28 protein-coding genes are annotated in these 25,632 nt (G+C 66.8%); 19 read left to right on the forward strand and 9 right to left on the reverse strand.

Annotated features, from left to right (window positions below; genetic code table 11):
- Positions 1–351: 351 nt before the first annotated feature.
- The 4 genes from AC3WTD_RS02355 (at position 352) to AC3WTD_RS02370 (ending at position 5,710) form a co-directional block, all read left to right on the forward strand.
- Complete coding sequence (locus AC3WTD_RS02355) at positions 352–1,833, forward strand: MFS transporter (protein WP_027491845.1); 1,482 nt, start codon at positions 352–354, stop codon at positions 1,831–1,833.
- A 226-nt stretch (positions 1,834–2,059) separates the two neighbouring features.
- Positions 2,060–2,398, forward strand: coding sequence for an arginase family protein (locus AC3WTD_RS02360; protein ID WP_027491844.1), 339 nt, complete (start codon positions 2,060–2,062; stop codon positions 2,396–2,398).
- Positions 2,395–3,510 carry an FUSC family protein gene (locus tag AC3WTD_RS02365; protein WP_235642292.1) on the forward strand — a complete coding sequence of 372 codons (1,116 nt, stop codon included), beginning with the start codon at positions 2,395–2,397 and terminating at the stop codon, positions 3,508–3,510. The genes AC3WTD_RS02360 and AC3WTD_RS02365 overlap by 4 nt, the downstream gene beginning before the upstream one ends.
- Positions 3,511–3,853: 343 nt before the next feature.
- Positions 3,854–5,710 carry a hypothetical protein gene (locus tag AC3WTD_RS02370; protein ID WP_492612797.1) on the forward strand — a complete coding sequence of 619 codons (1,857 nt, stop codon included), beginning with the start codon at positions 3,854–3,856 and terminating at the stop codon, positions 5,708–5,710.
- A gap of 242 nt (positions 5,711–5,952) precedes the next feature.
- On the opposite strand, the gene AC3WTD_RS02375 is transcribed toward AC3WTD_RS02370, so the two are convergent.
- A complete protein-coding gene (locus tag AC3WTD_RS02375; RefSeq protein ID WP_027491842.1) occupies positions 5,953–6,498 on the reverse strand; it encodes a peroxiredoxin in 546 nt (181 codons plus the stop codon).
- Positions 6,499–6,583: 85 nt separating this feature from the next.
- Between AC3WTD_RS02375 and AC3WTD_RS02380 the strand changes: the two genes are divergently transcribed.
- Positions 6,584–7,075 (forward strand): hypothetical protein, encoded by a 492-nt coding sequence (locus AC3WTD_RS02380; protein WP_255324826.1) that lies wholly within the window; start codon positions 6,584–6,586, stop codon positions 7,073–7,075.
- Between the two features lie 57 nt (positions 7,076–7,132).
- On the opposite strand, the gene AC3WTD_RS02385 is transcribed toward AC3WTD_RS02380, so the two are convergent.
- Both AC3WTD_RS02385 and AC3WTD_RS02390 read right to left on the reverse strand, forming a co-directional pair.
- The gene (locus tag AC3WTD_RS02385; RefSeq protein ID WP_027491840.1) at positions 7,133–7,507 is read right to left on the reverse strand and encodes a hypothetical protein; all 375 of its coding nucleotides are present in this window, start codon (positions 7,505–7,507) and stop codon (positions 7,133–7,135) included.
- 240 nt (positions 7,508–7,747) lie between these two features.
- Entirely contained in the window at positions 7,748–7,885 is a 138-nt protein-coding gene (locus AC3WTD_RS02390) for a hypothetical protein (RefSeq protein WP_185754583.1), read from the reverse strand.
- Between the two features lie 194 nt (positions 7,886–8,079).
- Here AC3WTD_RS02390 and AC3WTD_RS02395 point away from each other — a divergent pair, with 194 nt between their 5' ends.
- Positions 8,080–10,041, forward strand: coding sequence for a M61 family metallopeptidase (locus tag AC3WTD_RS02395; protein ID WP_492612798.1), 1,962 nt, complete (start codon positions 8,080–8,082; stop codon positions 10,039–10,041).
- Between the two features lie 43 nt (positions 10,042–10,084).
- Here the strand turns inward: AC3WTD_RS02395 and AC3WTD_RS02400 are convergent, their stop codons facing one another.
- Positions 10,085–10,984, reverse strand: a complete 900-nt coding sequence (locus tag AC3WTD_RS02400) for a class I SAM-dependent methyltransferase (protein WP_492612799.1) — start codon at positions 10,982–10,984, stop codon at positions 10,085–10,087.
- Between the two features lie 109 nt (positions 10,985–11,093).
- Between AC3WTD_RS02400 and AC3WTD_RS02405 the strand changes: the two genes are divergently transcribed.
- Both AC3WTD_RS02405 and AC3WTD_RS02410 read left to right on the forward strand, forming a co-directional pair.
- On the forward strand, positions 11,094–11,663 hold the full coding sequence (locus tag AC3WTD_RS02405) for an NADPH-dependent FMN reductase (protein WP_492612800.1): 570 nt from the start codon (positions 11,094–11,096) through the stop codon (positions 11,661–11,663).
- A gap of 377 nt (positions 11,664–12,040) precedes the next feature.
- Positions 12,041–12,307 carry a hypothetical protein gene (locus AC3WTD_RS02410; protein WP_492612801.1) on the forward strand — a complete coding sequence of 89 codons (267 nt, stop codon included), beginning with the start codon at positions 12,041–12,043 and terminating at the stop codon, positions 12,305–12,307.
- A gap of 39 nt (positions 12,308–12,346) precedes the next feature.
- Here the strand turns inward: AC3WTD_RS02410 and AC3WTD_RS02415 are convergent, their stop codons facing one another.
- Complete coding sequence (locus tag AC3WTD_RS02415; RefSeq protein ID WP_492612802.1) at positions 12,347–12,754, reverse strand: winged helix-turn-helix transcriptional regulator; 408 nt, start codon at positions 12,752–12,754, stop codon at positions 12,347–12,349.
- 118 nt (positions 12,755–12,872) lie between these two features.
- Between AC3WTD_RS02415 and AC3WTD_RS02420 the strand changes: the two genes are divergently transcribed.
- The 3 genes from AC3WTD_RS02420 to AC3WTD_RS02430 are packed head-to-tail and all read left to right on the forward strand — an operon-like array spanning position 12,873 to position 14,043.
- Positions 12,873–13,328, forward strand: coding sequence for a protoglobin domain-containing protein (locus AC3WTD_RS02420; RefSeq protein WP_492612803.1), 456 nt, complete (start codon positions 12,873–12,875; stop codon positions 13,326–13,328).
- Positions 13,289–13,468 carry a protoglobin domain-containing protein gene (locus AC3WTD_RS02425; RefSeq protein ID WP_492612804.1) on the forward strand — a complete coding sequence of 60 codons (180 nt, stop codon included), beginning with the start codon at positions 13,289–13,291 and terminating at the stop codon, positions 13,466–13,468. Before AC3WTD_RS02420 ends, AC3WTD_RS02425 begins: the two co-directional genes overlap by 40 nt.
- A complete protein-coding gene (locus tag AC3WTD_RS02430) occupies positions 13,468–14,043 on the forward strand; it encodes a peroxiredoxin family protein (RefSeq protein ID WP_492612805.1) in 576 nt (191 codons plus the stop codon). The genes AC3WTD_RS02425 and AC3WTD_RS02430 overlap by 1 nt, the downstream gene beginning before the upstream one ends.
- Positions 14,044–14,170: 127 nt before the next feature.
- Here the strand turns inward: AC3WTD_RS02430 and AC3WTD_RS02435 are convergent, their stop codons facing one another.
- A complete protein-coding gene (locus AC3WTD_RS02435) occupies positions 14,171–15,415 on the reverse strand; it encodes an MFS transporter (protein ID WP_027491832.1) in 1,245 nt (414 codons plus the stop codon).
- A 25-nt stretch (positions 15,416–15,440) separates the two neighbouring features.
- Complete coding sequence (locus tag AC3WTD_RS02440; protein ID WP_492612806.1) at positions 15,441–15,842, reverse strand: DUF3224 domain-containing protein; 402 nt, start codon at positions 15,840–15,842, stop codon at positions 15,441–15,443.
- Between the two features lie 321 nt (positions 15,843–16,163).
- On the opposite strand from AC3WTD_RS02440, the gene AC3WTD_RS02445 reads away from it, so the two are divergent.
- The 6 genes from AC3WTD_RS02445 to cycA all read left to right on the forward strand — a co-directional run bounded on the left by AC3WTD_RS02445 (position 16,164) and on the right by cycA (position 22,078).
- A complete protein-coding gene (locus AC3WTD_RS02445) occupies positions 16,164–17,318 on the forward strand; it encodes a GGDEF domain-containing protein (RefSeq protein WP_492612807.1) in 1,155 nt (384 codons plus the stop codon).
- Positions 17,319–17,628: 310 nt separating this feature from the next.
- A complete protein-coding gene (locus AC3WTD_RS02450; protein WP_492612808.1) occupies positions 17,629–17,919 on the forward strand; it encodes a hypothetical protein in 291 nt (96 codons plus the stop codon).
- A 325-nt stretch (positions 17,920–18,244) separates the two neighbouring features.
- Positions 18,245–18,706, forward strand: coding sequence for a hypothetical protein (locus tag AC3WTD_RS02455; RefSeq protein ID WP_492612809.1), 462 nt, complete (start codon positions 18,245–18,247; stop codon positions 18,704–18,706).
- Between the two features lie 935 nt (positions 18,707–19,641).
- On the forward strand, positions 19,642–19,902 hold the full coding sequence (locus tag AC3WTD_RS02460; protein WP_492612810.1) for a hypothetical protein: 261 nt from the start codon (positions 19,642–19,644) through the stop codon (positions 19,900–19,902).
- A 54-nt stretch (positions 19,903–19,956) separates the two neighbouring features.
- A complete protein-coding gene (locus tag AC3WTD_RS02465) occupies positions 19,957–20,247 on the forward strand; it encodes a hypothetical protein (protein ID WP_492612811.1) in 291 nt (96 codons plus the stop codon).
- 433 nt (positions 20,248–20,680) lie between these two features.
- A complete protein-coding gene (gene cycA, locus AC3WTD_RS02470; RefSeq protein WP_492612812.1) occupies positions 20,681–22,078 on the forward strand; it encodes a D-serine/D-alanine/glycine transporter in 1,398 nt (465 codons plus the stop codon).
- 162 nt (positions 22,079–22,240) lie between these two features.
- On the opposite strand, the gene AC3WTD_RS02475 is transcribed toward cycA, so the two are convergent.
- A complete protein-coding gene (locus AC3WTD_RS02475; RefSeq protein WP_492612813.1) occupies positions 22,241–22,900 on the reverse strand; it encodes a glutathione S-transferase family protein in 660 nt (219 codons plus the stop codon).
- Positions 22,901–23,061: 161 nt separating this feature from the next.
- Between AC3WTD_RS02475 and AC3WTD_RS02480 the strand changes: the two genes are divergently transcribed.
- Complete coding sequence (locus AC3WTD_RS02480) at positions 23,062–23,301, forward strand: hypothetical protein (protein ID WP_027491827.1); 240 nt, start codon at positions 23,062–23,064, stop codon at positions 23,299–23,301.
- Between the two features lie 97 nt (positions 23,302–23,398).
- Positions 23,399–24,622 carry a 5-demethoxyubiquinol-8 5-hydroxylase UbiM gene (gene ubiM, locus AC3WTD_RS02485; protein ID WP_492612814.1) on the forward strand — a complete coding sequence of 408 codons (1,224 nt, stop codon included), beginning with the start codon at positions 23,399–23,401 and terminating at the stop codon, positions 24,620–24,622.
- 3 nt (positions 24,623–24,625) lie between these two features.
- Here ubiM and AC3WTD_RS02490 read toward each other — a convergent pair whose 3' ends face one another.
- Entirely contained in the window at positions 24,626–25,627 is a 1,002-nt protein-coding gene (locus tag AC3WTD_RS02490) for an HlyD family secretion protein (protein WP_492612815.1), read from the reverse strand.
- Positions 25,628–25,632 lie beyond the last annotated feature (5 nt).

Consider the following 25,632-nt stretch of genomic DNA (forward strand, 5'->3'; position numbering starts at 1 on the left):
GCCCCGCACCCTCATCCGGCGCTGCGCGCCACCTTCTCCCGGAGGGAGAAGGGCTGCTGCATCGAGCCCCTCTCCCCGTGTCTATCTGGTCTGGCTGGCCTGTTCCTGCCCATCGCCATTGCGGTCCACCTGCTGTGGGACACGTCGGGATGACACGCGCTGGTGCCGCGGATGCTGGGGCCGTGATGAAGAGGGCGGCGGCGAGGCCGGGTTTCGCCGGGAAGTGCCGTGCAGGCGGCGCGCCTCCAGAAAGGGGATTGCAGCTTCACCGGTAAGGCGGCGCCCGGTGCATTCGGCCCCGGCCTGTACTACCGTCGGCTTCGTCCGCAGGCCGCTGCCCAAGGAGTTCACATGAACACCGTCGCCACGCCCGCACCAGGCCAGCCGTCCACCCACTTCCAGGGCAACGACCGCCTGCTGTTCGGCATCATCATGGGGGTGGTCTCGTTCTGGCTGTTCGCCCAGACCACGCTCAATATCGCACCCGACATGCAGCGCGACCTGGGCATCAATGCGGCCACCATGAACATCGCGGTGGCGCTGACCTCGCTGTTCTCGGGCATCTTCATCGTGGTCATGGGCGGGCTGGCCGACCGGGTCGGGCGGTTGCGGATCACCCGCATCGGTTTCTACCTGAGCATCGCCGGCTCGCTGCTGGTGGCGATCACGCCCACCGGTGCGATGGCCGCGCCGGTGCTGCTGGCGGGGCGCGCGCTGCAGGGGCTGTCGGCGGCCTGCGTGATGCCGGCCAGCCTGGCACTGGTGAAGGCGTACTGGGATGGCGCCGCGCGCCAGCGTGCGGTGTCGCTGTGGTCGATCGGCTCGTGGGGCGGCGGCGGGCTGTGCTCGCTGGTCGGTGGCTTGATGTCGCAGAACCTGGGCTGGCGTTCGATCTTCTGGCTGGCGATCGCAGTCAACGTGCTCGGCCTGTGGCTGATGCGCGGCACGCCGGAGAACAAGGCCGAGACCCACGGCGACTACAAGTTCGACCTGCCCGGGGTGCTGGCCTTCATGGTGGCGATGCTGGCGCTGCAGGTATTGGTGACACAGGGCAACACGCTGGGTTGGGCCAGCCCGTCGGTGCTCGGGTTGATCGCTGCGACGCTGGTATTCGGCGTGCTGTTCGTGCTGATCGAGCGGCGCTCGGCCAATGCGTTCTTCGATTTCCGGTTGTTCGGCAACCCGACCTACACCGGCGCCACGATTTCCAATTTCCTGATCAACGCCACCGCCGGCACGCTGATCGTCTCGCTGCAGCTGGTGCAGCTGGGCGGCGGCATGAATGCGCAGCAGGCGGGCATGCTGACGCTGGGCTATGCGATCGCGATCATCGCCTTCATCCGCGTGGGCGAGAAGCTGCTGCAGCGCTTCGGCCCGCGCAAGCCGATGATCTGGGGCTGCCTGATCACCGGCGTGGCGATCGCGTTGCTGATGCCCACGCAACTGCTGCTGGGGCAGTACAAGGTGCTGGCGATGATCGGCTACACACTGTTCGGCCTGGGCCTGGCGTTCTACGCCACGCCCTCCACCGACGCTGCGCTGTCCAACCTGCCGGCGGCGCAGGGCGGTTCGGGCTCGGGCATCTACAAGATGGCCTCGTCGCTGGGCGCCGCCTTCGGCGTGGCGATCTCCGCCGCCGTGTTCACCGCGCTGGCGGGCGACAGCGGCAGCGTGCGCTGGCTGGAAGGCGTGATCACTTTCGCCGGCCGCCAGGACAACCTGGCGGTGCGCGAAGCCGCCTTCGTGGCGCTGGGTTTCAACGTGCTGATGGTGGTGGCGGCGATCGTCTCGATCGTGCTCACCGTGCCCAGGGGCCGCAAGACGAACGACTGAACGCGGCGGAGTGGCTCAGGCGTGTTTCACCGGTTGGCACAGCCACGCCGCGGCCGCGTGTCGCCCTGCTGGCGCCGGCGATGAGGGAACCTTGCCGCACAGGCGTTTCGCGTGACGGTCGCCTTTGCCGTGGCCATTATCGGAATGGAGCATGGGGGCCGGAGGCTGTTCCTGGCGGAGCCGGTTGTGGAACGATGCATCCCGCCCGTTTCGCCACGAGGATTCGATGAAGACGATCCATTCACCGCTGCACGCTTTGCATGACGGCGGTATGGAACTGCACTGCGGCGAGCTGGTGCCGTGCTTCGAGATGCCGGCGCGGGTCGACCACATCCTGGCGGCGATCGCGCGCGCGGGCTGGGCGGTGGAAGCGCCGCGCGGGTACGACGATGCCGTGCTCGCCCGCGTACACGATGCGAACTACCTGGCGTTCCTGCGCGGGGCCTACGCGGAATGGCAGGCGGAAGGCCGCGGCGGCTTCATGTTGCCGGGAGCTTTCCCGGCGCGCGGCATGCGCCACGACCGCGTGCCCGCGGGCTTGCTCGCGGCGTTCGCCGGCCCATGACCCAGTCAGTCCAAGGCACGACACTGGGACGCTGGTTGCGCGTCGAATGGCAGCACCTGTCCACGTTCCATCCCTCGCGCCGGCGCTGGCAGATGCCGGTGGCGGCCGGGCTGGCCACCGGCTTGCCGGTGCTGGTGGGCGCGTACTTCGGTCGGCTCGATTACGGACTGGTCTCGTCGCTGGGCGGGCTGGCGTTCCTGTACCTGCCCGACACGCCGATGTACCACCGCATGGCCAGGCTGATGGTCTGTGCGTTCGCCCTCGCGGCGTGCTACGCGCTCGGCATCATGAGCCACGCCGTGGCGGTGGCGACGGTGCCGCTGCTGACGGTGATCGCGGTGCTGGTCACGATGGCCTGCCGCTACTACCGCGTGGGGCCGCCGGCCAGCCTGTTCTTCGTGATGGTCGCGGCGATCGGCGCGTATTCCCCGGTGCCGTTTCTGGAACTGCCGCTGAGGGTCGGGCTGGTGTTTCTCGGCGGGCTGCTGGCGACCGTCATCGCCTTCGGCTACAGCCTGGTCGTGCTGCGCCTGCAGGCACCGTCACCGGTGAAACCGCTGCCCAGGCCCACCTTCGACTACGTGGTGCTCGACTCGGTGCTGATCGGTGCGCTGGTCGGCCTCTCGCTGCTGCTCGCGGTGGCCTTGCAGATGGAGCGGCCGTACTGGGTGCCGGTGAGCTGCATGGCGGTGATCCAGGGCACGACGCTGCGCGCGGTGTGGAATCGCAACCTGCAGCGTGTTGCCGGCACCGCGCTCGGCATGCTGGTGGCGTGGGGCCTGCTGTCGCTGCCGCTGGGTCCCTGGGCGGTGGCGCCGATCCTGATGCTGTTGTCGTTCGCGGTGGAGTGGCTGGTCGTGCGCCATTACGGCCTGGCGACGGTGTTCATCACGCCGCTGACGATCCTGCTGGCCGAGGCCGCCACGCTCGACCCGCAGGCCTCGCACGCGGCGCTGATCCAGTCGCGCTTCCTGGATACCGTGCTGGGCTGCGCGGTCGGCCTGCTCGGCGGCGTGGTCATGCACCAGCCGCGGCTGCGTGCCGCGGTCGGCCAGTCGCTATGGGCGCTGGTGCCGCCGCGGATGAAAGGCGGACGCCGCGGCGGGCGTTGACGGAAGCCCGGGGCAGGCAGCGCCAGCGGCAGGGCTTGCGCCCTGGACAACGCCTCGGCGGCGCCCGCGGCGCCACGCCAACCCGTAGCCCCGGGGCGGAACGCCTGACGCAGGGCGGCAGCGATTCGCGGCCTTCGTCGCTCACGCCGTCAGGCGCGAGCAAGCGCCGGCATGCCGGCGCGGACCGGCCGGTTCCACCGGGGGATGGCGACTTCGCTCGGGCGCGCGTATCGTGGCTGGGCGCATATGTCAAGTATGCGTACTTGCGGTGGACGCCGTGCCGGCATGAGCGGCACCGGCGCCCCAGGGGGCGCGGTCCCAACGACGAACGGAGACCGACACGATGAAGACTCGACTGCTCATCGCAGTGGCGGCCGTGGCGTTTGCCACGAGCGCGCTGGCTGTGACGCCAACCACCCTCCAGCTGCACAAGGCGGGCACCACCACGCCAGTGACCACGCCCGCCGGCGGACAGGCGCTGACGAACCTGGAACTGGATCCGGCGATGACCGCTGGCGATGCCGATTCGGGTGGCGGCAGCGACCTCGGGCCGCAGCCGGTGGTGAACCGCAGCATCGCCCGCGGCCACGCCGGCAGCAACCGGATGGGAACGGCCCGCCGCGCGAAGGCGAACCCGCAGCTGCTGGGCGGTTTCGACGGCCTCGATTTCCATGACCAGCGTTACGCCAACGGCGGCAACCAGTTCTCGGTGGAGCCGCCCGACCAGGGCCTGTGCGCCGGCAACGGCTTCGTCATGGAAAGCGTCAACGACGTGCTGTCGATCTACGACAGGGCCGGCAACAAACTCGTCGGTCCGGTCGATCTCAACACGTTCTACGGCTATCCGGCGGCGATCAACCGCGCGACCAGGGCGTACGGACCGAGCATCACCGACCCGTCCTGCTATTACGACGCTGGCACGCAGCGCTGGTTCCAGGTCGTGCTCACGCTCGACCGCGTCGGCACCACCTCGCCGCTGGCGGGCACCAACCATCTGGACATCGCGGTCAGCCAGGGTGCCGACCCCACCGGCGCCTGGACCATCTACCGGCTGCCGGTGCAGAACAACGGCACCGAGGGTACGCCGGACCACGGCTGCGCGGGCGGCTTCTGCCTGGGCGATTACCCGCACATCGGCGCCGACGCCCATGCGATCTTCCTGACCACCAACGAGTTCTCGCTGTTCGGTCCCGGCTTCTACGGCGCGCAGATCTACGCCATTTCCAAGCAGGCGCTGGCCAGCGGTGCGGCCGCGCCGAACGTGGTGTTGTTCAATGGCGGCGACCCGAGCGTTCCGGCGCCGGCGTTCACGGTCTGGCCGGCCATTTCCTCCGGCGGGCAGTATGTCGACACGCGCGGCGGCACCGAGTACCTGCTGAGCTCGGACGCGGTGTTCTACGATTCGGGCATTTCCAACACGCTCTGGCTGTGGTCGGTGTCGAACACGCAGGCCATCGACAGCGCACCGGCGGCGCTGGCGCTGAACGTGTCGCCGCTGACCGTGCAGACCTACGCCGTGCCGAGCAGCCTGGCGCAACAGAAGCCGGGCGATACGCCGCTGCGTGACTGCTTTGCGCTAAAAGGTTGCGCGCCGAACTACCTGGGTTACCCCAACATCGTCTATCCCGCACCGCGCCCGATGGCGGTGAACGACTCGCGCATGCAGCAGGTGAGCTACGCCAACGGCAAGCTCTGGGGCACGCTGGACACTGACGTGCTGCTGGCCGATGGCAGCCACGGCTCGGGCATCAACTACTTCGTCATCAATCCGGCCTCCGCTGGTCTCTCCGCCAACGGCACGCTGGCCTTGCCCGACGCGAACCTGACCTACGGTGCGGCGGCCGTCACGCAGAGCGGGCGCGGCGTCATCGCGTTCACCGTGGTCGGCCCGAACGACCATCCAAGCGCCGGCTATGCCGGGCTGGACGCAAAGCTCGGCGCCGGCGAGGTGCATGTCGCCGCCGCGGGCGCGGGCCCGTGGGACGGCTTCACCGGGATCCCCTACCTGGCCGGCAACCGCCCGCGCTGGGGCGATTACGGCGCGGCGGCGGCGGATGGCAACACGATCTGGACCGCCTCAGAATACATCGCGCAGACCTGCACCCTGAGCGAGTACCTGACCGCCCCGCTGTTCCAGTGCGGCGGCACGCGCGGAGCGCTGGGCAACTGGGCCACCCGCATCTCGGCGATCACGCCGTGAACCTGCGACGCCCCCGGCAGAGCGTTGCATGACCCCTGGCCGGTGCGGGCCACGGATGGCTAGTCGCGCATCGGACACACCAGGCATTTGATCTGACGTAGCCAGCTCTCGCGATGGACATGCGCTGAGCTGGCGCGTTGAAGAGGGCAGGGCCGCCGTTTTTCATCCACCCGTCGGACAGACGAAAGCAGCCGGCTCGCCTTGGGGCGAGCCGGTCGAACCGCTGCCGCCTCCGCAGCGCGCTAGTTGCCGAGCGCCTGCGCGGCGTCCAGCGTCTCGCGCACATGCTGCTTGGGGTTCAGGTTCGAATAGACATGTACGATCTGTCCGGACGGGGCGATCACATAGGAGGTGCGGTCCGACCAGCCTGGCCGCATCGGCAGCAGCGCGTCGTAGCTCCTGGCGATCTTCGCGCCCTCGTCCGCGGCAACCGCGAACTTGCCGCCGCAATGCTCGGTCTCCTGCGAGAACGCCGCCAGCTTCGAGGTGTTGCCGGCGGTGACGCCGATCACCGTGGCATGCTGCGCCTTGAACTGCTCGATGGCCTCGGAGAACAGGTGCGCTTCCAGGTTGCAGCCCGGGGTGTGCGCGGCGGGGAAGAAGTAGAGCACCAGCGGGCCCTTCTTCAGCGCATCGGCAAGCTTGAACGTGAACGGCTGGCCGGCGAGATAGGCCGGCGCAGAAAAGCCGGGCGCCCTGGCGCCTTCCTTCAGGGCGCCCAGCGCCGGCGCGGCGAGGGCGGCGCTCCCCACCAGGGCGAGCGCGGCGAATTTCGACAGGGCATTCATGACGGCCTCTTGGGGCTGGTGGGTCAGCCAGCTTATACGCCGGAAGCGGTGGACAAAGCTCTGTCGCCGCCAGCGGGGAGGGATGATGGACATGGCTGTCATCTCCGCGCCGTCGTCAGGCGGCGGTTCTGCTATGTTGGCGCGGGAACACGCCAGCATGTCCATTCGCAGACCCGGCGGAGATCAGCACATGGGCCACGACAAATCACGCTCGAGCGTTTCGGTCGGCCAGGTCGACTGGGATGACCCGAACCTGGATGCGCTGCTGCAGAAAATCGACGGCTGGAAGCTCGACAACCGCAGCGATCATCCGCTGCAGGACGTGCAGATCCAGATCAGTTCCGGATGGACGGCCAATTCCGTGGTCAGCAAGCCGGCGCAGATGGTCTCGATGGATGAGCAGGCCATGGTGCTGGTGACCCGGTTTCCGTTGCCGCTGGGCGACCGCGTGCGTGTGGACACCCAGCATGCCGGCGGCACGCGCAGCGTGTGGGGCTGCATCGTCGAGGGGCGCGAGGGCCACCGCGTCGAGGATCGCGAGCATGGCCTGTTCCTGAGCAGGCTGCGCATCGGCTGACGCCGCTGCGGTGAGGTGGTGCAGGGATTGGCCCGTGCTGCGCACACGGGCCGGTGGTCAGCACTCGTGCAGCCAGTAGACGTTCATGCCGTTGCTGCGGTCCTCCTCGCGCCTTCCCGCCCGGCCTTCGACCACCACGCCCCACACACTGCGCATGCCGTCGGCGACGAAGGTATCCACCCGCACGAATTCGCCGGTGGGGATCTGCAGGCTGGCTTCCAGCACCATGACCTTCTCGCGTTTCCAGACCAGGGTGGCAGCGCGGACGGATCCGGCGCTCCAGCCGACCTGGATCTGCACGTCCTCGCGCACGAAGTTTTCGCGGTTGTCCAGGTCCCAGCCTTCGATCTTGCTCAGCAGCTTCTGCAATTCGGGGTCGTTCCAATCGACGCGGTTGCCTAGGCGGGTGGGGAAACCCCTGTTGGCCGTCATTTCGGCCATCCTCTGGGGTGGGCGCTGATGGTGTGGCGAGATGGGCCGCACATGCTCATGTGCCTACCCTGGGTATCGGGCGGGCGCGGCCGAACCGACCGGCGCCTTCTATTCTCGGCAGGTGATTTCGTTGTGCAAGAGAGCATTCGGACGTGTCGCGACATCGATGGATCCTGAGGGCCTGAGTGGCAATCGGCATGGCGCCGGTTTTCTTAAGAGGCGCGAAGCCAGACCGGGGTTTCAGGTTTCGACCAGATTGCCGTTCCCGGTATCGGCGATGACGCGGTTGCGCCCGACCCGCCTGGCGCGGTAAAGCGCGGCGTTCGCCTCCTTGCAGAGCCGTTGCAGCCCATAGCCGGAAGTATCGGTGGAAGCCAAGCCGATACCAGCGGTGGTCAATATACCATGCCCGCCTTTTCGGTCGGTGCCGATCCGATGGTCATCCGGATGCGATTGGCGAATTCAGCCCTGGTTGCGGGAACACTTGAAATCGCCACGTTCCGTCCCGGCCTCGCTGCGGCGCCGGGATGCTAGGTTGTGGAAATCCTTTGGTCTGCCTGCCGGAGTCGCTCATGTCCATTGTTTCTCTCGCCGGGTTGCCGGCCGGTGCGCACCGCAGGGCGACGGGTGGGGCGCTGGCGGTATGGTTCGCGCTCGCGGCGGGTATCGCCTGGGCGCAGGCGGCGCCGGGTGTCAGCGTGCCGCCGCCGCAGGACGTGCCGTACCCCGGCACGATCGCCATCCACGTCGATGCCGGCGACACCTCGCAGGGCATCTTCCGCGTGCACGAGACGATCCCGGTACAGCCGGGCGCCTTGACCCTGCTGTATCCGCAATGGATTCCCGGCGACCACTCGCCGACCGGCCCGATCGCCATGCTTGCCGGTCTCGCGCTCAGCGCCGGCGGCAAGCCGCTGGCGTGGACGCGCGACGAGTACGACGTGTACGCGTTCCATCTCGACGTGCCCGCCGGCGTTTCCAGCGTCGACGCGGATTTCCAGTACCTGTCCGGCCGCACGGGCAGCGATGGCTCGATCGAGATGACCGACCGCATGCTGGCGCTGGAATGGAACAAGATGGCGCTGTACCCGGCCGGCCACTACACGCGCGGCATCACCTTCGCGCCCAGTGTGACGCTGCCGCAAGGCTGGCAGTTCGGCAGCGCGCTGGAAGCGGTCTCGCACGCGGGCGACACCATCCGCTTCAAGCCGGTGACGTTCAACACACTGGTCGATTCGCCGATCTACGCCGGCTGCTACTTCAAGCGCTTCGACCTCAATCCCGGCGGCACCGTGCCGGTGCACATGGATGTCGTCGCCGATGCGCCGAAGTATCTCGAGGTCACGCCGCCGCAGTTGCAGGTGCACCGTGCGCTGGTGACGCAGGCGACGAAGCTGTTCGGTTCGCACCATTACGACCACTACGATTTCCTGTTCTCGCTGTCGGACGAGCTGGACGGCAACGGCCTGGAGCATCACCGGTCCAGCGAGAACGGCCTGGGCGCCGACTACTTCACCGCCTGGAGCGACGCCGCCCCCGGCCGCGACCTGCTGGCGCACGAGTACACGCATTCGTGGAACGGCAAGTTCCGCCGCCCGGCCGACCTGTGGACGCCGAACTTCAACGTGCCGATGGGCGGTTCGCTGCTGTGGGTGTACGAGGGGCAGACGCAGTACTGGGGCTTCGTGCTGACCGCGCGCGCCGGCCTGTGGACGCCCGAGCAGTTCCGCGATGCGCTGGCGATGGTGGCGGCCAACTACGAGCGCAACCGCCCTGGCTTCGGCTGGCGTACGCTGGAGGACACCACCAACGACCCGACCGCGGCGCGCCGCTCCGGCCTGCCGTACCGCAGCTGGCAGATGAGCGAGGAGTACTACAGCGGCGGGCAGATGCTGTGGCTGGCGGTGGACGCGAAGCTGCGCGCGCTGAGCCACGACCGCAAGTCGCTGGACGATTTCGCACGCGCGTTTTTCGGCGTCGACGACGGTAGTTTCGTCACCAGGACCTATACCTTCGACGACGTGGTGTCGACCTTGAACGGCGTGGCACCGTACGACTGGGCCAGCTTCCTGCGCGCGCGTGCACAGGCGCGCACGCCACCGCTGCTGGACGGCATCGAGGGCAGCGGCTGGAAGCTGGTCTATACCGACCAGCCAAGTGCCTACGAGAAGCAGTACGACAGCCGGCCGCAATCGCCCCGCCACCTGTTCAACTTCGCCTGGTCGATCGGCCTGACCGTGGGCAAGAATGACCAGATCAACGACGTGCGCTGGAACGGCCCGGCGTTCAAGGCCGGTGTCAGCACCGGCGCGACCCTGGTGGCGGTAAACGGTACGGCCTATACGCGCGACGTGCTGAAAGACGCGATCGCCGCGGCCAAGGGCAGCAAGGCGCCGATCCAGCTGCTGCTGAAATACCAGGGCGAATACACGACCGTGCCGGTGGATTATCACGACGGCCCGCAATACCCGCACCTGGTGCGCATCGAGGGCACGCCAGACTACCTGGGCGAGATCATCGCGGCGCGCAAGTAGGCGATGGCGGGAAGGGGCTGGCCCAGTGCCTCCCGGCGCCGGCTCAGCGTCGCACCGCCAGCACACCATCCAGCGCCAGCTGCGCCTTGAAGCCGGCTTTCTCCAGCCGCCTGGCCACCTCGCGCGGCACGTCGCGGCCGCTGGTGAGTTTGTTCGGGCTGCCGGTGTAGTGGAACAGCCGGCCGCCCTTGCGCAGCACGCGCGCCAGCTGGTCGTAGAACGCCTGCGCGTAGAGTTCGCCGGCGATGCCGAAGCGCGGTGGGTCGTGCAGCAGCGCGTCCACCGAGGCGTCGGCGATCTGCGCGATCGCCTGCGACACGTCGGCGTGAGTGAGCTGCAGGCGGCCGCCGCTGGCCGGAGCGTCAGGGTCCGGCGACCACGGATTGAGCGTGCGCAACCACAACACGTCGGCGTTCTTCTCGAACGAGAGGATGCGCGCCACGCCGGCCTCCAGGCAGCAGGCCGCGAAGTAGCCCAGGCCGCCGCAGGTATCCAGCACCACCTTGCCGCGCGGCTCGACCAGCGCCACCTTGCGGCGCGCGTCCGCGACCGGCGATTCCTTCGCAGTGGGCAGCATCTTGATGCCGTCGATCTCGAAGGTGGGCGCGCCCCACTCGGTGGGCACCAGCTTGATCAGCGAGCCGGCGTAGCGCGCCACCGGCGCGAAGTCGTCGCCGTCCCAGTAGTGGATCGTGCGGTCCTTCAGCTTGTGCGGATACGGGTAGCGCTGACCCTGCCACCGCCAGGTGTCCGTCTGCAGCGACGCACTGTCGTTCGAGCGGCCCAGATCCAGCGAGCCGGCCCATTCGCCCGCACCGGCATCGCGTGCAGCCAGCAGCGCCTCGGCGATTGGGCGTGTGAGCAGGGGACCGGAGTAATGCGACACGGCGGATTGTCCCGAACAATGATGGCAACGCGCCGCGGTGCGGCGAAGGAGCGGCATCGTAACCCGGCCGCCTCCCGACGTGACGGCGGCGAGCCGATCGGGTTGCCATCCGCGTCACCGTTTCCGCATTACTCTTGCCGCTACTGTCGCCGCTCCGAGGTGGAACATGGCCGCATTGGTGGGTTTTTCCGGCAGCCTGCGCAAGGGCTCGTTCAATGCCGCGCTGCTGCATGCCGCGGTGGCGGCGATGCCAGCCGGCAGCCGGCTGCAGATCATGTCGATCGCCGCGTTCCCGCTGTACAACGGCGACGACGAGGCCGCGCACGGCCTTCCGGCCGAGGTGACGGCGCTGAAGGAGGCGATCGCCGCGGCCGACGGCCTGCTGATCGCTACGCCCGAATACAACAACAGCATCCCCGGCGTGACCAAGAACGCGCTGGACTGGCTGACCCGGCCGCCAGCCGACATCCCGCGCGTATTCGCCGGCAAGCCGGTCGCGCTGATCGGCGCCTCGCCCGGCGGCTTCGGCACCATCCTGTCGCAGAACGCCTGGCTGCCGGTGCTGCGCACGCTCGGCGCGGAACTGTGGACCGGCGGCCGCCTGATGGTGTCGCACGCGAGCAGCGTGTTCGATGCCGATGGCGCCATCGCCGACGCGCGCACCAGCGACCAGCTGCACAAGTTCATGGAAGGCTTCGTCGCGTTCGCGCAGGGTGGCTCGACGGGAAAGCCGTGAAAGCCGCGGTTGATGGAACGCAGGATGTAGTGCCTTGTCCGGTGCAAGCGACACGACCGGTGTGAGTCCGCCGCCGCGGATCACCGGTCGCAGTCGTTCGCATTTCACCCGCCTGGTGCGCGTGTTCGCGCGGGAGTTGGGTGTGGCCTGCGAGTTCGCCCCGGTCCACGACCGGGCGTCGCTGGATGCGCGTGACTATGCGGGGAACTCCGCACTCAAGCGGCCGGGCTCATGAAGGATGGGGCAACGGTATTCGGCGCCGAGAACATCTGCCGTGTGCTGGCGGAATCCGCGCCGGCGCAGCGGTGCATCGTCTGGCCCGAGGATGTGCATGTGGCTTGGATCGTACCGCGCAGGCATGCCGTGCGGCGGACGCCGTGGCCCGCCGCAGCTACGGCAAGCTCGTCGCCATCTTCGCCGCTGCCATGCATGACGTGGCAGCGGCCGAGGACGCCTTGTCCGAAGCCTTTGCCACGGCCCTGGCGGACTGGCCGCGCACCGGCTGCCCCGCGAATCCGGCATTGCTGGCCAGGACGCATGCCTGCCGCGACGCGCGGCACGCCTTCGACATCGCGATCGGCCTTGCCGGCGATCCCGCCGTGCGCCGTTTCCTGCAAGGTCGCCAGGCCGCGTTGCCGCGCTGAGGCTGACGCGCTGCGAAGCGATGGCTCAGCGCGGGGCAGTCAGGCGTGTCCCCGCCGCGTTCTTTCCGCAGCTTCGCCAGCGTCGCCGATCGCGCCATGTTCGACCGCCTGCTGCAGCCGCTGCACCTCTTCGAGGATGCCCATGAAGCGGCGGCCGAACGGCGTCAGGCGGTACTCCACCTCGACCGGCGGTTTCTCGCCATGCACGGTGCGGTGCATGATGCCGAAGCGGGTCATCTTGCGCAGGCGCTCGTTCAGCACCTTGGCCGAGAGCCCGGTGCAGGCACGCAGCAGCGCGCTGGGGCGGTGGTTGCCTTCCGCGCAGAGCTGCAGCAGCTGGACCGACCATTTGCAGCCGACGATGCTCTCGACCATCGAGGCGACGGGAACGGCAGTGGCGTCCGCCGGGTCCGGCCGCCTGCTGCCCGCGGGTTCGTGTTCGCCCATGTCGCAACCACCTTACCGAAAAGTGCCTTCCTGACGCGCGCCGGTGCCGTCGCTAGAGTCCGTGGCCACGGAGCGCAGGCCCGCGCTTCGAACCTGGCGAAACGAGAGGAATCAGGCCATGAAAGAGAACCACGCCATTCCCGGATACACCTTCGGCACCGGTGCGATCGCACGTTCTCCAGTGACGCCCGGCGACTTCGAACTGATGAAGAAGAGCATCCTGTTCGACGACGAGGACGTCAAGTATCTGCGCCTTTCGCGCGGTATCGTGGCGGATCAGGTCGAGGCGATCATCGACGTCTGGTACGGCTTCATCGGCGCGCAGCCGCACCTGCTGGCGTCCTTCACCGGCAGGACCGACGGCAAGCCGCTGGGCGATTACCTCGGCGCCGTGCGCAAGCGCTTCGGCCACTGGATCCTCGACACTGCCGATGCCGAATACGACCAGGCGTGGCTCGACTACCAGCACGAGATCGGCCTGCGCACCACCGCGCGAAGAAGAACCGCACCGACGGCGCCGCCTCCACCGCGATCGTGCCGTTTCGCGACCTGTTTGCGCTGGTCTATCCGGTGACCTATACGCTCAAACCGTTCCTTGCCGGCAAGGGTCACACCGCCGACGAGGTGGGGAAGATGTACGCTGCGTGGCTGAAGTCGTGCCTGTTGCAGATGACGTTGTGGACCTACCCATACGTCAAGGACGGAGATTTCTGATGAAGCCCGAAGCGGCACCCGAGTGGCGCACCAGCGCCTGGCTGAATACTGCCGAGCCACTGAGCCTCGACCACTTCCGCGGGCGGGTGGTGGTGCTGCACGCCTTCCAGATGCTTTGTCCCGGCTGCGTGACGCACGGCATCCCCCAGGCACAGCGCGTGGCGAAGCTGTTCGAGGGTGCGCCGCTGGCAGTGGTCGGCCTGCATACGGTGTTCGAGCATCATGCGGCGATGGGTCCGGAGTCGCTGCGCGCGTTTCTGTACGAATACCGCGTGACGTTTCCCGTCGGCATCGACATGCCCGGCCCGGACGGCGACCCGATCCCGCGCACCATGCGCGCGTACGCCATGCAGGGCACGCCGACCGCGATCCTGATCGACGCACAAGGGCGGCTGCGTCGCCAGGTGTTCGGCGTGTACGACGACCTGCTGCTCGGCGCGGAGATCGGCACGCTGCTGGCCGAGGCGGCGCAGCAGCGCCTCGATGCCACGCCCGCGGCGCCAACGGCGGAACGTTGCGCCGAGGGTCGCTGCGAGGTGGATGCCGCAGCGGTGGAGCGGCACCTGCTTTCGTAGCGGTGCGCAAGCGGCATGTGTCGAATCGACGGGACTGCCTGGATGACGAACAGGCACCGGCGAAACCGGCATCGGCGCGGTGGACGCACCGCCTGTCGAGCGCGTCGCGCGATGCGCAGTGCGCTGTTCAGCCCGGCGCAGGCCGCTTCCTGCGCACCCGCCGTGCCACCGGCACCAGCGCGAGCAACGCCACGATCGCGAAGCCGGCGCCGGCGAGGAAGGTGGCGTGCGAGCCGAACGCGTCCCACAACTCGCCGGCCACCACGCTGGCCGCCAGCAGCGCCAGCCCGCTCACCAGGTTGAACATGCCGTACGCGGTGCCGCGCAGGTCGGCCGGTGCGGTGTCGGCGACCATGGCGGCCAGCAGGCCCTGGGTCATGCCCATGTGCAAACCCCACAGCACCACACCCAGCGCCAGCCCGGCCAACCCGCCGACGAGGGCCAGCGCCAGGTCCGCCAGCACCAGGACCAGCACGCCCAGTCCGAGCAGCGTGCCGCGGTCGAAGCGGTCGGCCAGTACGCCGACCGGGTAGGACGACAGCGCATACACCACGTTCATCACCACCAGCACCAGCGGGATCAGCACCAGCCCCAGCCCCAGTTCCTGCGCGCGCAGCACCAGGAAGGCCTCGCTGAAGCGGGCCAGGGTGAACACCGCGGCGATCGCCACCACGCCCCAGTACAACGGCGGCAGGCGCGCCAACTCGGCGCGCGACAGCGGCGAGCGCGCCCGCTTCTTTTCCCCGCTGTCCGGCACGTCGTGCACGCCGAACACCACCAGCGCGAATGCGGCGAAGGCCGGCAGCACCGCAAACCAGAACACCAGCCGGATGTTGTCGGCAGCCAGCCACATCAGCACGATCGCCAGTGCCGGGCCGAGGAACGCGCCGGTGGTATCGAGCGACTGGCGCAGGCCGAACGAGGCGCCGCGCAGTGCGGGCGGCGCCAGGTCGGCGATCAGCGCATCGCGCGGCGCGCCGCGGATGCCCTTGCCGATACGGTCCACGAAGCGTGCGGTGACCACCCAGCCGAGCGTGCTCGCCAGCGGAAAGATCGGCTTGGTGAACGCGGCGAGGCCGTAGCCGATCGCCACCAGCAGCTTGCGTCGGCCCAGCCAGTCCGACAGCGCGCCGGAAAATACCTTGGTGATCGCCGCGGTGGATTCGGCGATGCCCTCGATGAAGCCGACGGCGAGCGCCGAGGCGCCGAGCACGCTGACCAGGTACACCGGCAACAGCGCGTGGATCATCTCCGAGGAGGTGTCCATCAGCATCGAGACCATGCCCAGCGCCCAGATGCCGGCCGGGATCCGGCGCAGCACGGAAGGCGTTTTCGGCGTGGCGCTGCTGGGTACTTCCGTGTGCTGGTTCATCGCGGTGCTTCCCGGGGTTGCATGGTCAGGCCGCTCGGCGGCCGGGCAGGGTATAGCCGAGATCGTAACCGTGCTTGCCGTTGGCGACGGTGATCGTCATCGCGCCGCCGAGGCCGGCCAGCTCGCCCGTACCGGAGCCGGGCACCACCGCCACCGTCCACTCCTGCGGCATGCCGTCGACCATCAAGGCGCGGTGCAGCAGCACGAAGCTGCCGCTGCGACCATGCAGCTTGCCGCTGATTTTTTCCAGCGCCACGCAGGCACCCGAGGTGGTGCCGTCGCCCGCTGCCAGCATCTCGCCCTGGCTGGTGGCGTCAAGGTCGCCATGGAACTGTTTGTCCAGCGACAGCTGCGCGAGGCCGGAGACCCGGGCCTGCGGGTTGTCTGGGTTTTGCGGGGGATGCTGACGTCGAATGGCCGGTGGCATGCTTGGCGGTGGGCTCCGGGAGGGTGGCGCAGGCGCGTCAGTGGCGTCCGCAGCGAGGATGAACGCTGCAAGTATAGGCAAGCGTGGAACCGCGGCTTTCGTGGAAAACTCCTGCGCGGTTTCAGGGCGCTGGCGGGGTGTCCACCCGCAGAGTACGCGCTTCGGGGGCGGGTGCATTGAGGCTGGCGCGGCGTGGTATCGGCCGGAAATGCCGGCGTCCTGCCGTGCTACCTTGCGGGGCGTGTCGGCCCGAAAGCCCCGCGTGCGCATGATGGAAGCGGCACGCCGACCCCGGCTTTCGGTCTGCATACGGGAATGGGCATGCACTTCGACCTTTTTACGCTCGGCGTCATCGGCGCGGCCATCGGCATCGCCATCTCGATAAGTTTCACCCTGCTCGGGCTGGTGCTGCGCGGCCTGCCGGCGCTGCGCATCTGGGCCACCGCGTTCTGGGTGATAACCGTCGCCGTGCTCCTGCAGGGCCTGAACGAAAACGGCAGCCTGCTCTCAACGGTCGTGGGCGGCGGCCTGATCGCACTGGCCAATGCGCTGATGCTGATGGGCATCGCCATTCACCTGCACTACCCGCTGCGCTGGCGCTGGTCAATGGCGGTGGTGGGCCTGTTCGTCGCCTGCCAGGTCTACGTCTACCTGTCGCCACCGACGCAGACGATCTCGGCACTGATGTTCGGCGGCTACAGCGTGGTCTGGGACGCATGGATGGTCTGGGTGCTGCTGTGGCGCTCGCCGCGGGACATGCGCAACACCTGCAGCTTCACCGCACTGATCTTCACCATCGACGCGCTGTTCTACCTGTTGCGTTCGGTGGTGGTGCTGTTTCCGCAGCTGTTCGCACACTCGCCGCTCGACCAACTGCTCACCACCTGGAACTACCTGTTCGGCATCCTGTCCTCGTTCCTGCTGAGCACCGGGTTCACCCTGATGCTGGCCGAGCGGCTGACCCTGGACCTGCGCCGGCTGGCGCGCACCGATGGGCTCACCGGCCTGCTCAATCGCAACGCGCTGATCGAGGCGGGCACGCGCCTGGTGCAGGCCTGCCGCGCACGCGGACAGGCCTGCAGCGTGCTGATGTTCGACCTGGACCACTTCAAGTCGATCAACGACAACTGGGGCCACGCGGCGGGCGATGCGGTGCTCAGCCATTTCGTCGGGGTGATCCGTGGCGCGGGACTGGCCCGCGAGGCGCTGTTCGCGCGTTACGGCGGCGAGGAGTTCATGCTGGTGCTGCCCGCCATCAAGCCAGCGGCCGCCGACGCACTCGCCGAGCGCATGCGCGCCGCCGTGGCGGCGGAACCGGCATTGTTCGAGGGCCGCAGCATCGACATCACCACCAGCGTGGGCGTGGCCACGGCCATCGACGCGGACTTCAAGCAATTGGTCAATGCCGCCGATGTCGCGCTGTACCGGGCCAAGCACCAGGGCCGCAATCAGGTGGCGTGGAATCCGGCGGCGTAAAGAGAGCCAGGGGTGGCGGATCGGCCTTCCGTCCCGGGAATGCAAACCCGCCTCCTTGTCCCCCCGATGCGCCTGCACCCGATCCGGCCGCCACGGCATTTTCGCACCCGGTTACACCCGTACTTTTGCCTGTGTAACTCATACACCCTCAAAAGTGTCGGATAACACCGCTACCTGTACCCGTATCGATAGCGGTGCTGCCGCGCAAGAGCCTGATCTGCCGCAGGAATTGTCGGCTTGTGCGGTCAGGGGCGGAGCCGCATACTTGATGCAACACCCCACTTTTGGGGTCTACTTAGCGTTAGAGCGCATGAAACAGACCACCGCGGCAAATTTAGCTTTGCTTCTTGTTCTAGCCGGTTGGTTGCTGGCTTACTATGGCGTCATGTCGCAACTTGGCGACCCGTCGCCATCAGTTCCACGCGCACAAATCGAAGCCTCTCGACACCAGTCGCTGGCAGTATTGTTCATCGGTGTAGCGAGCCTCCTTACGGCGCTTTGGTTGTCCGGCTACAGTTTTTCCGCCGCAAAGGTTCGTGCCGGTGCCTGTGTGGCGTTAATCTTGCTACCTTCGGTTGCTGTTGTCTTGAGCTCGCTGTAGGCGGCGGTGCGCTCTAACTACTCGTTCAAGGCGGACGGCTACGCCGCCGCTTAACTCAAGCGTTAGTCGGTAGCTCGTGGTGGTTCTTCGTTGCATGCGTTTCGCCCAGCTTCGCGTTAGCTTGTCGTCCGTCGCCGCAGCAACTTTTCGCGCAGCGTCATCGCAAGTCTCAGCTTTCAGAGCTGGTAGTTTTGGGGTAGTCGGTTGTTCAAGCGGTGCACTCGTTGGCTAGTTATTGTCGCCCGAGCAAGCTGCGTCGCAACCGTCTAACATTTCGTTCAAGGCGGACGGCTTCGCCGCCGCTTAACTCCAGCGTTAGGCATCTATGAGTACTCCGTCCAGCACCATCAAAGCGCTTCTCGAAGATTCTGACATCCGACAAGAGGTGTTGGAAGATGCGCAGAGATTTAGCGATCTGTTACTTCTGATGATTAGCATTTACTACACTCCTAGGGAGCGAGGGCACGAGTTCGTAACTGCCTTTGAGAATCGCCTTTCTTTCAATGATCGCATCGAGCTATTTCGAACGCTCCCGTTCAAGCCTAGGCCAAAAGCCTTCGAGTACCTCAAGACGGTCAAGGCGGTACAGCGTGTCCGAAATTACATTGCACACCCAAATGTGATTGTAGGCAAAAAGACCTTAGACGGTGTCCAAGAGATATATTTCCTGTTCGACGACTTTCCAAAGTCCTATCGTGCAGCAGTCAGGAAGGCGAATCGCCAGATTTACAAGATTGGCGGGCTCAAAGAAACCATGCGTTTTCACTTGCGCAGCAACAATGCCTAACAACTCGTTCAAGGCGGACGGCTTCGCCGCCGCTTAACTCAGGCGTTAGGGCTCAACCGTAATGGGGCTCAACACTTCTCATCCGAGCATGATTCACCGCATAGTCTTAGCTACGGCGGTCTATGGCATGTACCTTGCCGGAGCAATCTACGCAATTTTCCCGAAGACCGACGCAGGAAAGTTGAGCCTTCAAGTTCTCATGACAATCGGCGGCGTTGGGCTCTTGGCCTTTTTCATATCATGTGTACTACATCTCTCCGAACAAGTAGCACGGTCAGTCCAACATTGGAAATCAGAGATTCATGAGCCGGGACAGCCGTTTCTACTGGGGAGCGAATGCGTCGTTATTTTTGGCGGCTGGGTCGAGGCGACGGGTGCTGTCGCAATTATGTTTGTCCTATGCGGATTCCTGATTACTATCGTCGCTCTACTCGCATTCGTGGTTTCCTTTGGCACGCTTGGCTTCATCCCGACTTTCAGGGGCGATCTATAATTGGGCGCCTGGTTGCTGTTGGTGGCGGTTCTAACCACTCGTTCAAAGCGGACGGCTGCGCCGCCGCTTAACTCCAGCGTTAGCCTTTAGGAGCAACGAACATGCGCCGGACCGGTCAAGTTGCCGCGATCAATGCGAACCGTGGCATGGTCGCAATAGTCACGGAGGACGACGGCTTTACGATCATCGAGCTGATGTCAGGCTGGGACTTGGAAATAGGTGACGTTATAGCTTGGTCAAACGGCTATGGGCTCGGCTCTGAGACGTACGAGAATTTGACGCAACGAACAACAGGCGAGGTTTTCGTGCAAAACCACGCAGTCAATCGTGCAAACCTCCGCTCCCAGCTACTTCTGTAGCGGGCTAACATCTCGTTTAAGGCGAACGGCTACACCGCCGCTCAACTCCAGCGTTAGGCTTTCAAAAGGGATTGAGGCTCACCATGTCACTTCGCATCGCAAGCAGCATGTCAAATGCTCTGGCTGCACTCTTCGCACTCATCGCTGCTGCGCTTTGGTATATCTCTGCAAAGGTTCGAATCCCACTCAAACCTGGTGGCACTGGCAACCCTGAAATGGTCGTAGACGGCTTCGCTTTCGTAGAGACAACTAAGGCGCAAACCACATGGAGCCGACGCGCGGCGTTTGCAGCAGCCATCGCTGCGATGTTCCAGGCACTAGGGCTTGCTCTAGCAGCAGCCTAACAATTCGTTCAAGGCGGACGGCTTCGCCGCCGCTTAACTCCAGCGTTAGAGCGCATGAAACAGACCACCGCGGCAAATTTAGCTTTGCTTCTTGTTCTAGCCGGTTGGTTGCTGGCTTACTATGGCGTCATGTCGCAACTTGGCGACCCGTCGCCATCAGCTTCACGCGCACAAATCGAAGCTTCTCGACACCAGTCGCTGGCAGTATTGTTCATCGGTGTAGCGAGCCTCCTTACGGCGCTCTGGTTGTCCGGCTACAGTTTTTCCGCCGCAAAGGTTCGTGCCGGTGCCTGTGTGGCGTTAATCTTGCTACCTTCGGTTGCTGTTGTCTTGAGCTCGCTGTAGGCGGCGGTGCGCTCTAACTACTCGTTCAAGGCGGACGGCTACGCCGCCGCTTAACTCCAGCGTTAGACCGCAGAAGGATGCAAATGTCCAAGACGAAGAGCATCGAGATTCGCTGCGAGTATTGTCACCAGTGGCTTCCGTCTCCTATCTTCTTTGGCGACAGCGAGTCGTTCGACACCTCAATACTTTTTGCGAACCGAGCGCAGTGTCCTCACTGTCATGAGATGACAGGTTGTAACAAGGAGAACTTTCGGGTGCACTTCGATGATGGTGGGTTCCTCGGCGTGGATGTCAATTAGTTGGGGTCTTCGCGGATCAGTGTGGGTCCAACCGGGCATTTGGGGGTAGCGGCGGGGCGCCGCATGGCGCGGCGCGTGGATGCGGCGGGCGCTTTTCGGTATGTTGGCGGCTTCCCAACGTCAAGGCGCGCCGCATGACCGCATCGCTGGAACACCCCGATCATCTGAGGCGCAGCCTTTCCAACCGGCACCTGCAGCTGATCGCCATCGGCGGCGCGATCGGTACCGGCCTGTTCATGGGCTCGGGCAAGACGATCAGCCTGGCCGGGCCGTCGATCCTCTTGGTCTACCTGGTCATCGGCGTGATGCTGTTCTTCGTGATGCGGGCGATGGGCGAGCTGCTGTTGTCCAACCTCGAGTACAAATCCTTCATCGACTTTTCCACCGACCTGCTCGGACCGTGGGCTGGTTTCTTCTGCGGCTGGACCTACTGGTTCTGCTGGGTGATCACCGCGATCGCCGACGTGATTGCGATCGCCGCCTATACGCAGTTCTGGTTCCCCGGGCTGGCGCCGTGGATTCCCGCGGTGCTGTGCGTGCTGCTGCTGCTCAGCCTGAACCTGGTCACGGTGAAGCTGTTCGGCGAGCTGGAGTTCTGGTTTGCGCTGATCAAGATCGTGGCGATCGTCGCGCTGATCGTTACCGGCTTCGCGCTGGTTGCCTGGGGCTTCACCTCGCCGAGCGGGCACAAGGCTTCGCTGGCCAACCTGTGGAGTGACGGCGGGTTCTTCCCGAAGGGCATCAGCGGATTCTTCGCCGGCTTCCAGATCGCGGTGTTCGCCTTCGTCGGCATCGAGCTGGTCGGCACCACCGCCGCCGAGACGGCGGACCCGAAGCGCAACCTGCCGAAGGCGATCAACTCGATCCCGGTGCGCATCATCATCTTCTACGTGCTGGCGCTGGTCGCGATCATGATGGTGACGCCGTGGCGCCTGGTGGAAGCGGGCAAGAGCCCGTTCGTGGAGCTGTTCGTGCTGGCCGGCATCCCGGCCGCGGCCAGCCTGATCAACTTCGTGGTGCTGACCTCGGCCACCTCGTCGGCCAACAGCGGCATCTTCTCCACCAGCCGCATGCTGTACGGCCTGGCCGAGGAACGGCACGCGCCGAAGATGTTCGCGCGGCTGTCGCGGGCGGCGGTGCCGTCGCTGGGCCTGCTGTTTTCCTGCTTCTGCCTGCTGCTGGGCGCGGCGATGATCTACCTGATCCCCGACCTGGTCACCGCGTTCACCCTGATCACCACGCTGTCGGCGGTACTGTTCATGTTCGTCTGGTCGCTGATCCTGTTCGCCTACCTGGCCTACCGGCGCAAGCGCCCGCAGCTGCATGAAGCCTCCACCTACAAGATGCCCGGCGGCGTGTTCATGTGCTGGGCCTGCCTGGCGTTCTTCGTGTTCGTGCTGGTGCTGTTGAGCCTGCAGCCGGATACCCGCGAGGCGCTGATTGCCAGCCCGGTGTGGTTCGTGCTGCTGGGCATCGGCTACCTGTGGAAGGAGCGCCGGTTGCGCCGCGCCCAGGCCTTGCCGGCCGAGTGACGCACCGTAACCGCGGCAGGTGGCGCGGTCCGCGCCGGTTTCGTAGGGCGGGCACGGCCCGCCGCGCTTTTCAACGGTGCGCGCCATCAAGAGCGGCGGGCGGTGCCCGCTCTACGAAGCGGGGGCATGGCGAGCTCGATGTTGCGGCCGATGGCGCCCACCTCAGTCGCGGTCGGGTGCGCCGAGCGGGAAGTACGGGCGGTACGGTCGCGCCTCGTCCACCGCGCGGGCGAACGAGGGGCGCGCCAGCAGGCGTTGCCGGTAGGCGGTGACGTTGATGCAGCTTGCCGGGATGCGGTGGGTCCAGTCGGCGTAGAACAGCGCAGGCGCGGCGGAGCAGTCGGCGAGGCTGAAGTCGCCGCCGGTGGCCCAATGGCGGCCGGCTAGTTTCCTCTCCAGCCAGGCGTAGGCGGTGTCGAGCAGGGCACGTGCCTCCTTCACGCCGTAGGGGTCGCGGTCGGCCGCGGGGCGCAGGCTGTCGAACACGATCTTCTGCAGCGGAGTGTGCACGTAGTGGTCGAAGAAGCGGTCCATCGCGCGTGCTTCGAGCGCGGTGTCGGCGTCGACGGGAATCAGCGGTGCGGTACCGGGGTAATGCCGATCGAGGTACTCGATGATGATGCCCGACTCGGCCACCGTGCGTTCGCCGTCGCGCAGCAGGGGAAAGCGGCGGATCGGCCACAGCGCGGTGAACTCGGCGTCGGTGACGGCATCGTCCGGCGTGAGCACGCGCCATTCGAACGCAATGCCGTTCTCGTACAGCGCGATCAGCACCTTCTGGCAGTAGGAGGAGAACCGGTGGGCGTAGAGCTGCAAGGGCATGGCGGCGCCTTTTTGTGGAGATTGTCCATGCGATGAATGGTCGCCAGCCGGATCGCCATGGCCCGCTGCGCACTTGATCTGGATCAAGGTGGCAGCCAGAGAGCGTGCCGAATATGGGCGTCGACGGCACCGATGCGGTGCCCCTGAAACGAGGAAATCCGATGGAGTTCCATATTGCCTTGACCGAGGCCTCCCCTGATCCGGCCGTGGTGCAGGATGCCCTGTTCAACGTCGATCCCACCGCGGTGGCCGACCTGGACATGAGCGGCCTGGTGATGCGCGTATCCGCCTCGGCGACGGCGGCGGACCTGATCGAGGTGTTGCGTCAGGTCGGCTGGTCGGTGGCGCCGAAGCAGGTGGTGCAGTTGCCGTCGATCTGCTGCGGCGGTTGCGGCGGCTGACGCGACGGCGGCCGGCGATGCTGTCCTGATCGGCGTCGGCGCGGGCCGGCGTCGCGCCTCGTCGCTTGCCGACGATCAACCCCAGGAGCGTTCTGCCATGTCGTTCGATATCGTGGTCGTCGGGGCCGGCCCTGCCGGGCTGTGTTTCGCCCGCTCGCTGGCCGGCAGCGGCCTGCGCATCGCGCTGGTGGAGCGGCAGGAAGAGACGGCGCTGATGGCGCCAGCCGACGACGGCCGCGAGATCGCGATCACCCACCACTCGCGACGGCTGCTGCGCGAACTGGGCCTGTGGGCGCGCCTGCGCGAGGATGAGATCGGCACGCTGCGTGACGCCATGGTGCTCGACGGCGACGACCGCGACGGCCTGATGTTCCGCCACGGCGAGGCCGGCAAGGAACAGCTGGGCTGGCTGCTGTCGAACCACGCGATCCGCCGCGCCGCATACGAAGAGGTGGCAGGCCTGAGCGAGGTCGAGCGCATCACCGGCGCGCGGGTCGACGCCGTGCGCACCGGTACCGACGGCGCCGAGGTCGAGCTGGACAACGGCGACATGCTGCGCGCGCAACTGGTGGTGTCAGCGGACAGCCGTTTCTCCGAAACGCGCCGCGCGATGGGCATTGGCGCGGAGATGCGCGACTTCGGCAAGACCATGCTGGTGCTGCGCATGCGCCACCAGGTGCCGCACGAGCAGGTGGCGTGGGAGTGGTTCGGTCACGGCCAGACCCTGGCACTGCTGCCGTTGCACGATGCGCATACCTCGTCGGTGGTGCTGACCCTGGCCCCGCCGGCAATGCGCGAGCTGCTGGCGCTGGACGATGCGGCGCTGGAAGCGGCCATGGCCGAACGTTTCGGGCACCGGCTGGGCAGTATGACCGTGGCCGGCCCGCGCTGCGCCTATCCGCTGGTGGGCGTGTACGCGAAGCGTTTCGTGGCCGAGCGCTTCGCGTTGATCGGCGACGCGGCGGTGGGCATGCACCCGGTCACTGCGCACGGCTTCAATTTCGGCCTGCTCGGGCAGGATCTGCTGGCGCGCGAGCTGTGCGCCGCGCAGGCCGCCGGCCAGTCTATCGCCGCACCGGCGCTGCTGGCGCGCTACGAACGCCGGCTGCGGCTGGCTACGCGGCCGCTGTACCTGGCCACCAACGCACTGGCCGGCCTGTATACCGACGACCGCCGCCCGGCGCGTGCGCTGCGCAAGCTGGCGCTGGGCGCCGGCGCACGGCTGCGACCGTTCCGGCGGCTGGTGATGTCGGGCCTCACTGCCGAGCAGGGCGGCGTACCCGCGCCGCTGCGGCTGTTGCGCCGGCCACGGCCGGCCTGACGATCAGCTCTGCGGGTTTCCCTGCACGACCAGGGTGGCGCTCATGCCGGCGGCGAGCACGGCTCCGCTCGGGATCGAGGACGCGTCGATGCGCACGCGCACCGGCACCCGCTGGGCCAGCCGGATCCAGTTGAAGGTGGGCTCGACCTGGGCCAGCAGGCTGTCGCTGGTGGGGCTGGCGCCGTCGGCGATGCCCACCGCGACGCTGTCGACGTGGCCGCGCAGGTGCATGCCGCCGGCCATCAGGCGGATGTCGACCGGATCGCCGACGTGCACCTGCGGCAGCTTGGTTTCCTCGAAGTAGCCATAGATCCAGATGTCGTCGCGCTGGACCAGGGCCATGCGCGGCTTGCCCGTGTCGGCGAAGTCGCCGGCGCGCAGGTCGAGGTTGGTGATGGTGCCGTCGCTGGGTGCGCGCACTTCGGTGCGGGCCAGATCGAGCTGCGCACGCTCCAGCGCGATGCGCGCCTGGCGCACTGCGACCAGGGCGCGCCGCTGGCTGGCACTGGCGGCGCTGCGCCCGGCCTGCGCCTGGCGCCAGTTGGCGTGGGCTGCTTCGGCCGCGGCGGAGGCATCGTCGCGCGCCTCGCGCGAAATCACGTCGCCCAGCCGGTCGCGACGTTGTGCCTGCAGGCGGCGCATGGCGGCCTCGGCCTCGCTGGCCTGCGCGCCAGCGGCGGCGGCCGAGGTGTTCGCGCCGGCGGCCGCCGCGGCGGCTTCGGCGGCGGCGAGGTCGGCCTCGGCCTGGTCGGCGATCAGCTGGTAGCGGTCGCGGTCCACCACGAACAGCAGGTCGCCTTTCTTCACCGGCTGGTTGTCCTTCACCGCGACGCGGGTGATCAGGCCGGAGACATCCGGCGCGATGCGCACCACTTCGGCGCGGACACGCGCGTCGCGGGTCCACGGTGACAACATGTAGTGTTGCCAGGCGGCGTACGCGGTCGCCGCCGCTAGCAGCACCATCGCGGCGGTGAAGCCGGCACGGATCAGGGTTGTACTTCTCATGACAG

It is taken from the genome of Rhodanobacter sp. FW106-PBR-R2A-1-15, assembly GCF_058789735.1.

Coding starts and splice junctions, on each gene's coding strand:
- AC3WTD_RS02460 (WP_492612810.1), top strand. CDS start 19,642: ATGTCACTTCGCATCGCAAGCAGCATGTCAAATGCTCTGGCTGCACTC.
- AC3WTD_RS02375 (WP_027491842.1), bottom strand. CDS start 6,498: ATGAATGCCCTGTCGAAATTCGCCGCGCTCGCCCTGGTGGGGAGCGCC.
- AC3WTD_RS02380 (WP_255324826.1), top strand. CDS start 6,584: ATGGACATGGCTGTCATCTCCGCGCCGTCGTCAGGCGGCGGTTCTGCT.
- AC3WTD_RS02480 (WP_027491827.1), top strand. CDS start 23,062: ATGGAGTTCCATATTGCCTTGACCGAGGCCTCCCCTGATCCGGCCGTG.
- AC3WTD_RS02420 (WP_492612803.1), top strand. CDS start 12,873: ATGAAAGAGAACCACGCCATTCCCGGATACACCTTCGGCACCGGTGCG.
- AC3WTD_RS02440 (WP_492612806.1), bottom strand. CDS start 15,842: ATGCCACCGGCCATTCGACGTCAGCATCCCCCGCAAAACCCAGACAAC.
- AC3WTD_RS02475 (WP_492612813.1), bottom strand. CDS start 22,900: ATGCCCTTGCAGCTCTACGCCCACCGGTTCTCCTCCTACTGCCAGAAG.
- ubiM (WP_492612814.1), top strand. CDS start 23,399: ATGTCGTTCGATATCGTGGTCGTCGGGGCCGGCCCTGCCGGGCTGTGT.
- AC3WTD_RS02365 (WP_235642292.1), top strand. CDS start 2,395: ATGACCCAGTCAGTCCAAGGCACGACACTGGGACGCTGGTTGCGCGTC.
- AC3WTD_RS02360 (WP_027491844.1), top strand. CDS start 2,060: ATGAAGACGATCCATTCACCGCTGCACGCTTTGCATGACGGCGGTATG.
- AC3WTD_RS02490 (WP_492612815.1), bottom strand. CDS start 25,627: ATGAGAAGTACAACCCTGATCCGTGCCGGCTTCACCGCCGCGATGGTG.
- AC3WTD_RS02435 (WP_027491832.1), bottom strand. CDS start 15,415: ATGAACCAGCACACGGAAGTACCCAGCAGCGCCACGCCGAAAACGCCT.
- AC3WTD_RS02370 (WP_492612797.1), top strand. CDS start 3,854: ATGAAGACTCGACTGCTCATCGCAGTGGCGGCCGTGGCGTTTGCCACG.
- AC3WTD_RS02400 (WP_492612799.1), bottom strand. CDS start 10,984: ATGCCGCTCCTTCGCCGCACCGCGGCGCGTTGCCATCATTGTTCGGGA.
- AC3WTD_RS02445 (WP_492612807.1), top strand. CDS start 16,164: ATGCACTTCGACCTTTTTACGCTCGGCGTCATCGGCGCGGCCATCGGC.
- AC3WTD_RS02355 (WP_027491845.1), top strand. CDS start 352: ATGAACACCGTCGCCACGCCCGCACCAGGCCAGCCGTCCACCCACTTC.
- AC3WTD_RS02455 (WP_492612809.1), top strand. CDS start 18,245: ATGAGTACTCCGTCCAGCACCATCAAAGCGCTTCTCGAAGATTCTGAC.
- AC3WTD_RS02405 (WP_492612800.1), top strand. CDS start 11,094: ATGGCCGCATTGGTGGGTTTTTCCGGCAGCCTGCGCAAGGGCTCGTTC.
- cycA (WP_492612812.1), top strand. CDS start 20,681: ATGACCGCATCGCTGGAACACCCCGATCATCTGAGGCGCAGCCTTTCC.
- AC3WTD_RS02415 (WP_492612802.1), bottom strand. CDS start 12,754: ATGGGCGAACACGAACCCGCGGGCAGCAGGCGGCCGGACCCGGCGGAC.
- AC3WTD_RS02450 (WP_492612808.1), top strand. CDS start 17,629: ATGAAACAGACCACCGCGGCAAATTTAGCTTTGCTTCTTGTTCTAGCC.
- AC3WTD_RS02465 (WP_492612811.1), top strand. CDS start 19,957: ATGAAACAGACCACCGCGGCAAATTTAGCTTTGCTTCTTGTTCTAGCC.
- AC3WTD_RS02385 (WP_027491840.1), bottom strand. CDS start 7,507: ATGACGGCCAACAGGGGTTTCCCCACCCGCCTAGGCAACCGCGTCGAT.
- AC3WTD_RS02395 (WP_492612798.1), top strand. CDS start 8,080: ATGTCCATTGTTTCTCTCGCCGGGTTGCCGGCCGGTGCGCACCGCAGG.
- AC3WTD_RS02430 (WP_492612805.1), top strand. CDS start 13,468: ATGAAGCCCGAAGCGGCACCCGAGTGGCGCACCAGCGCCTGGCTGAAT.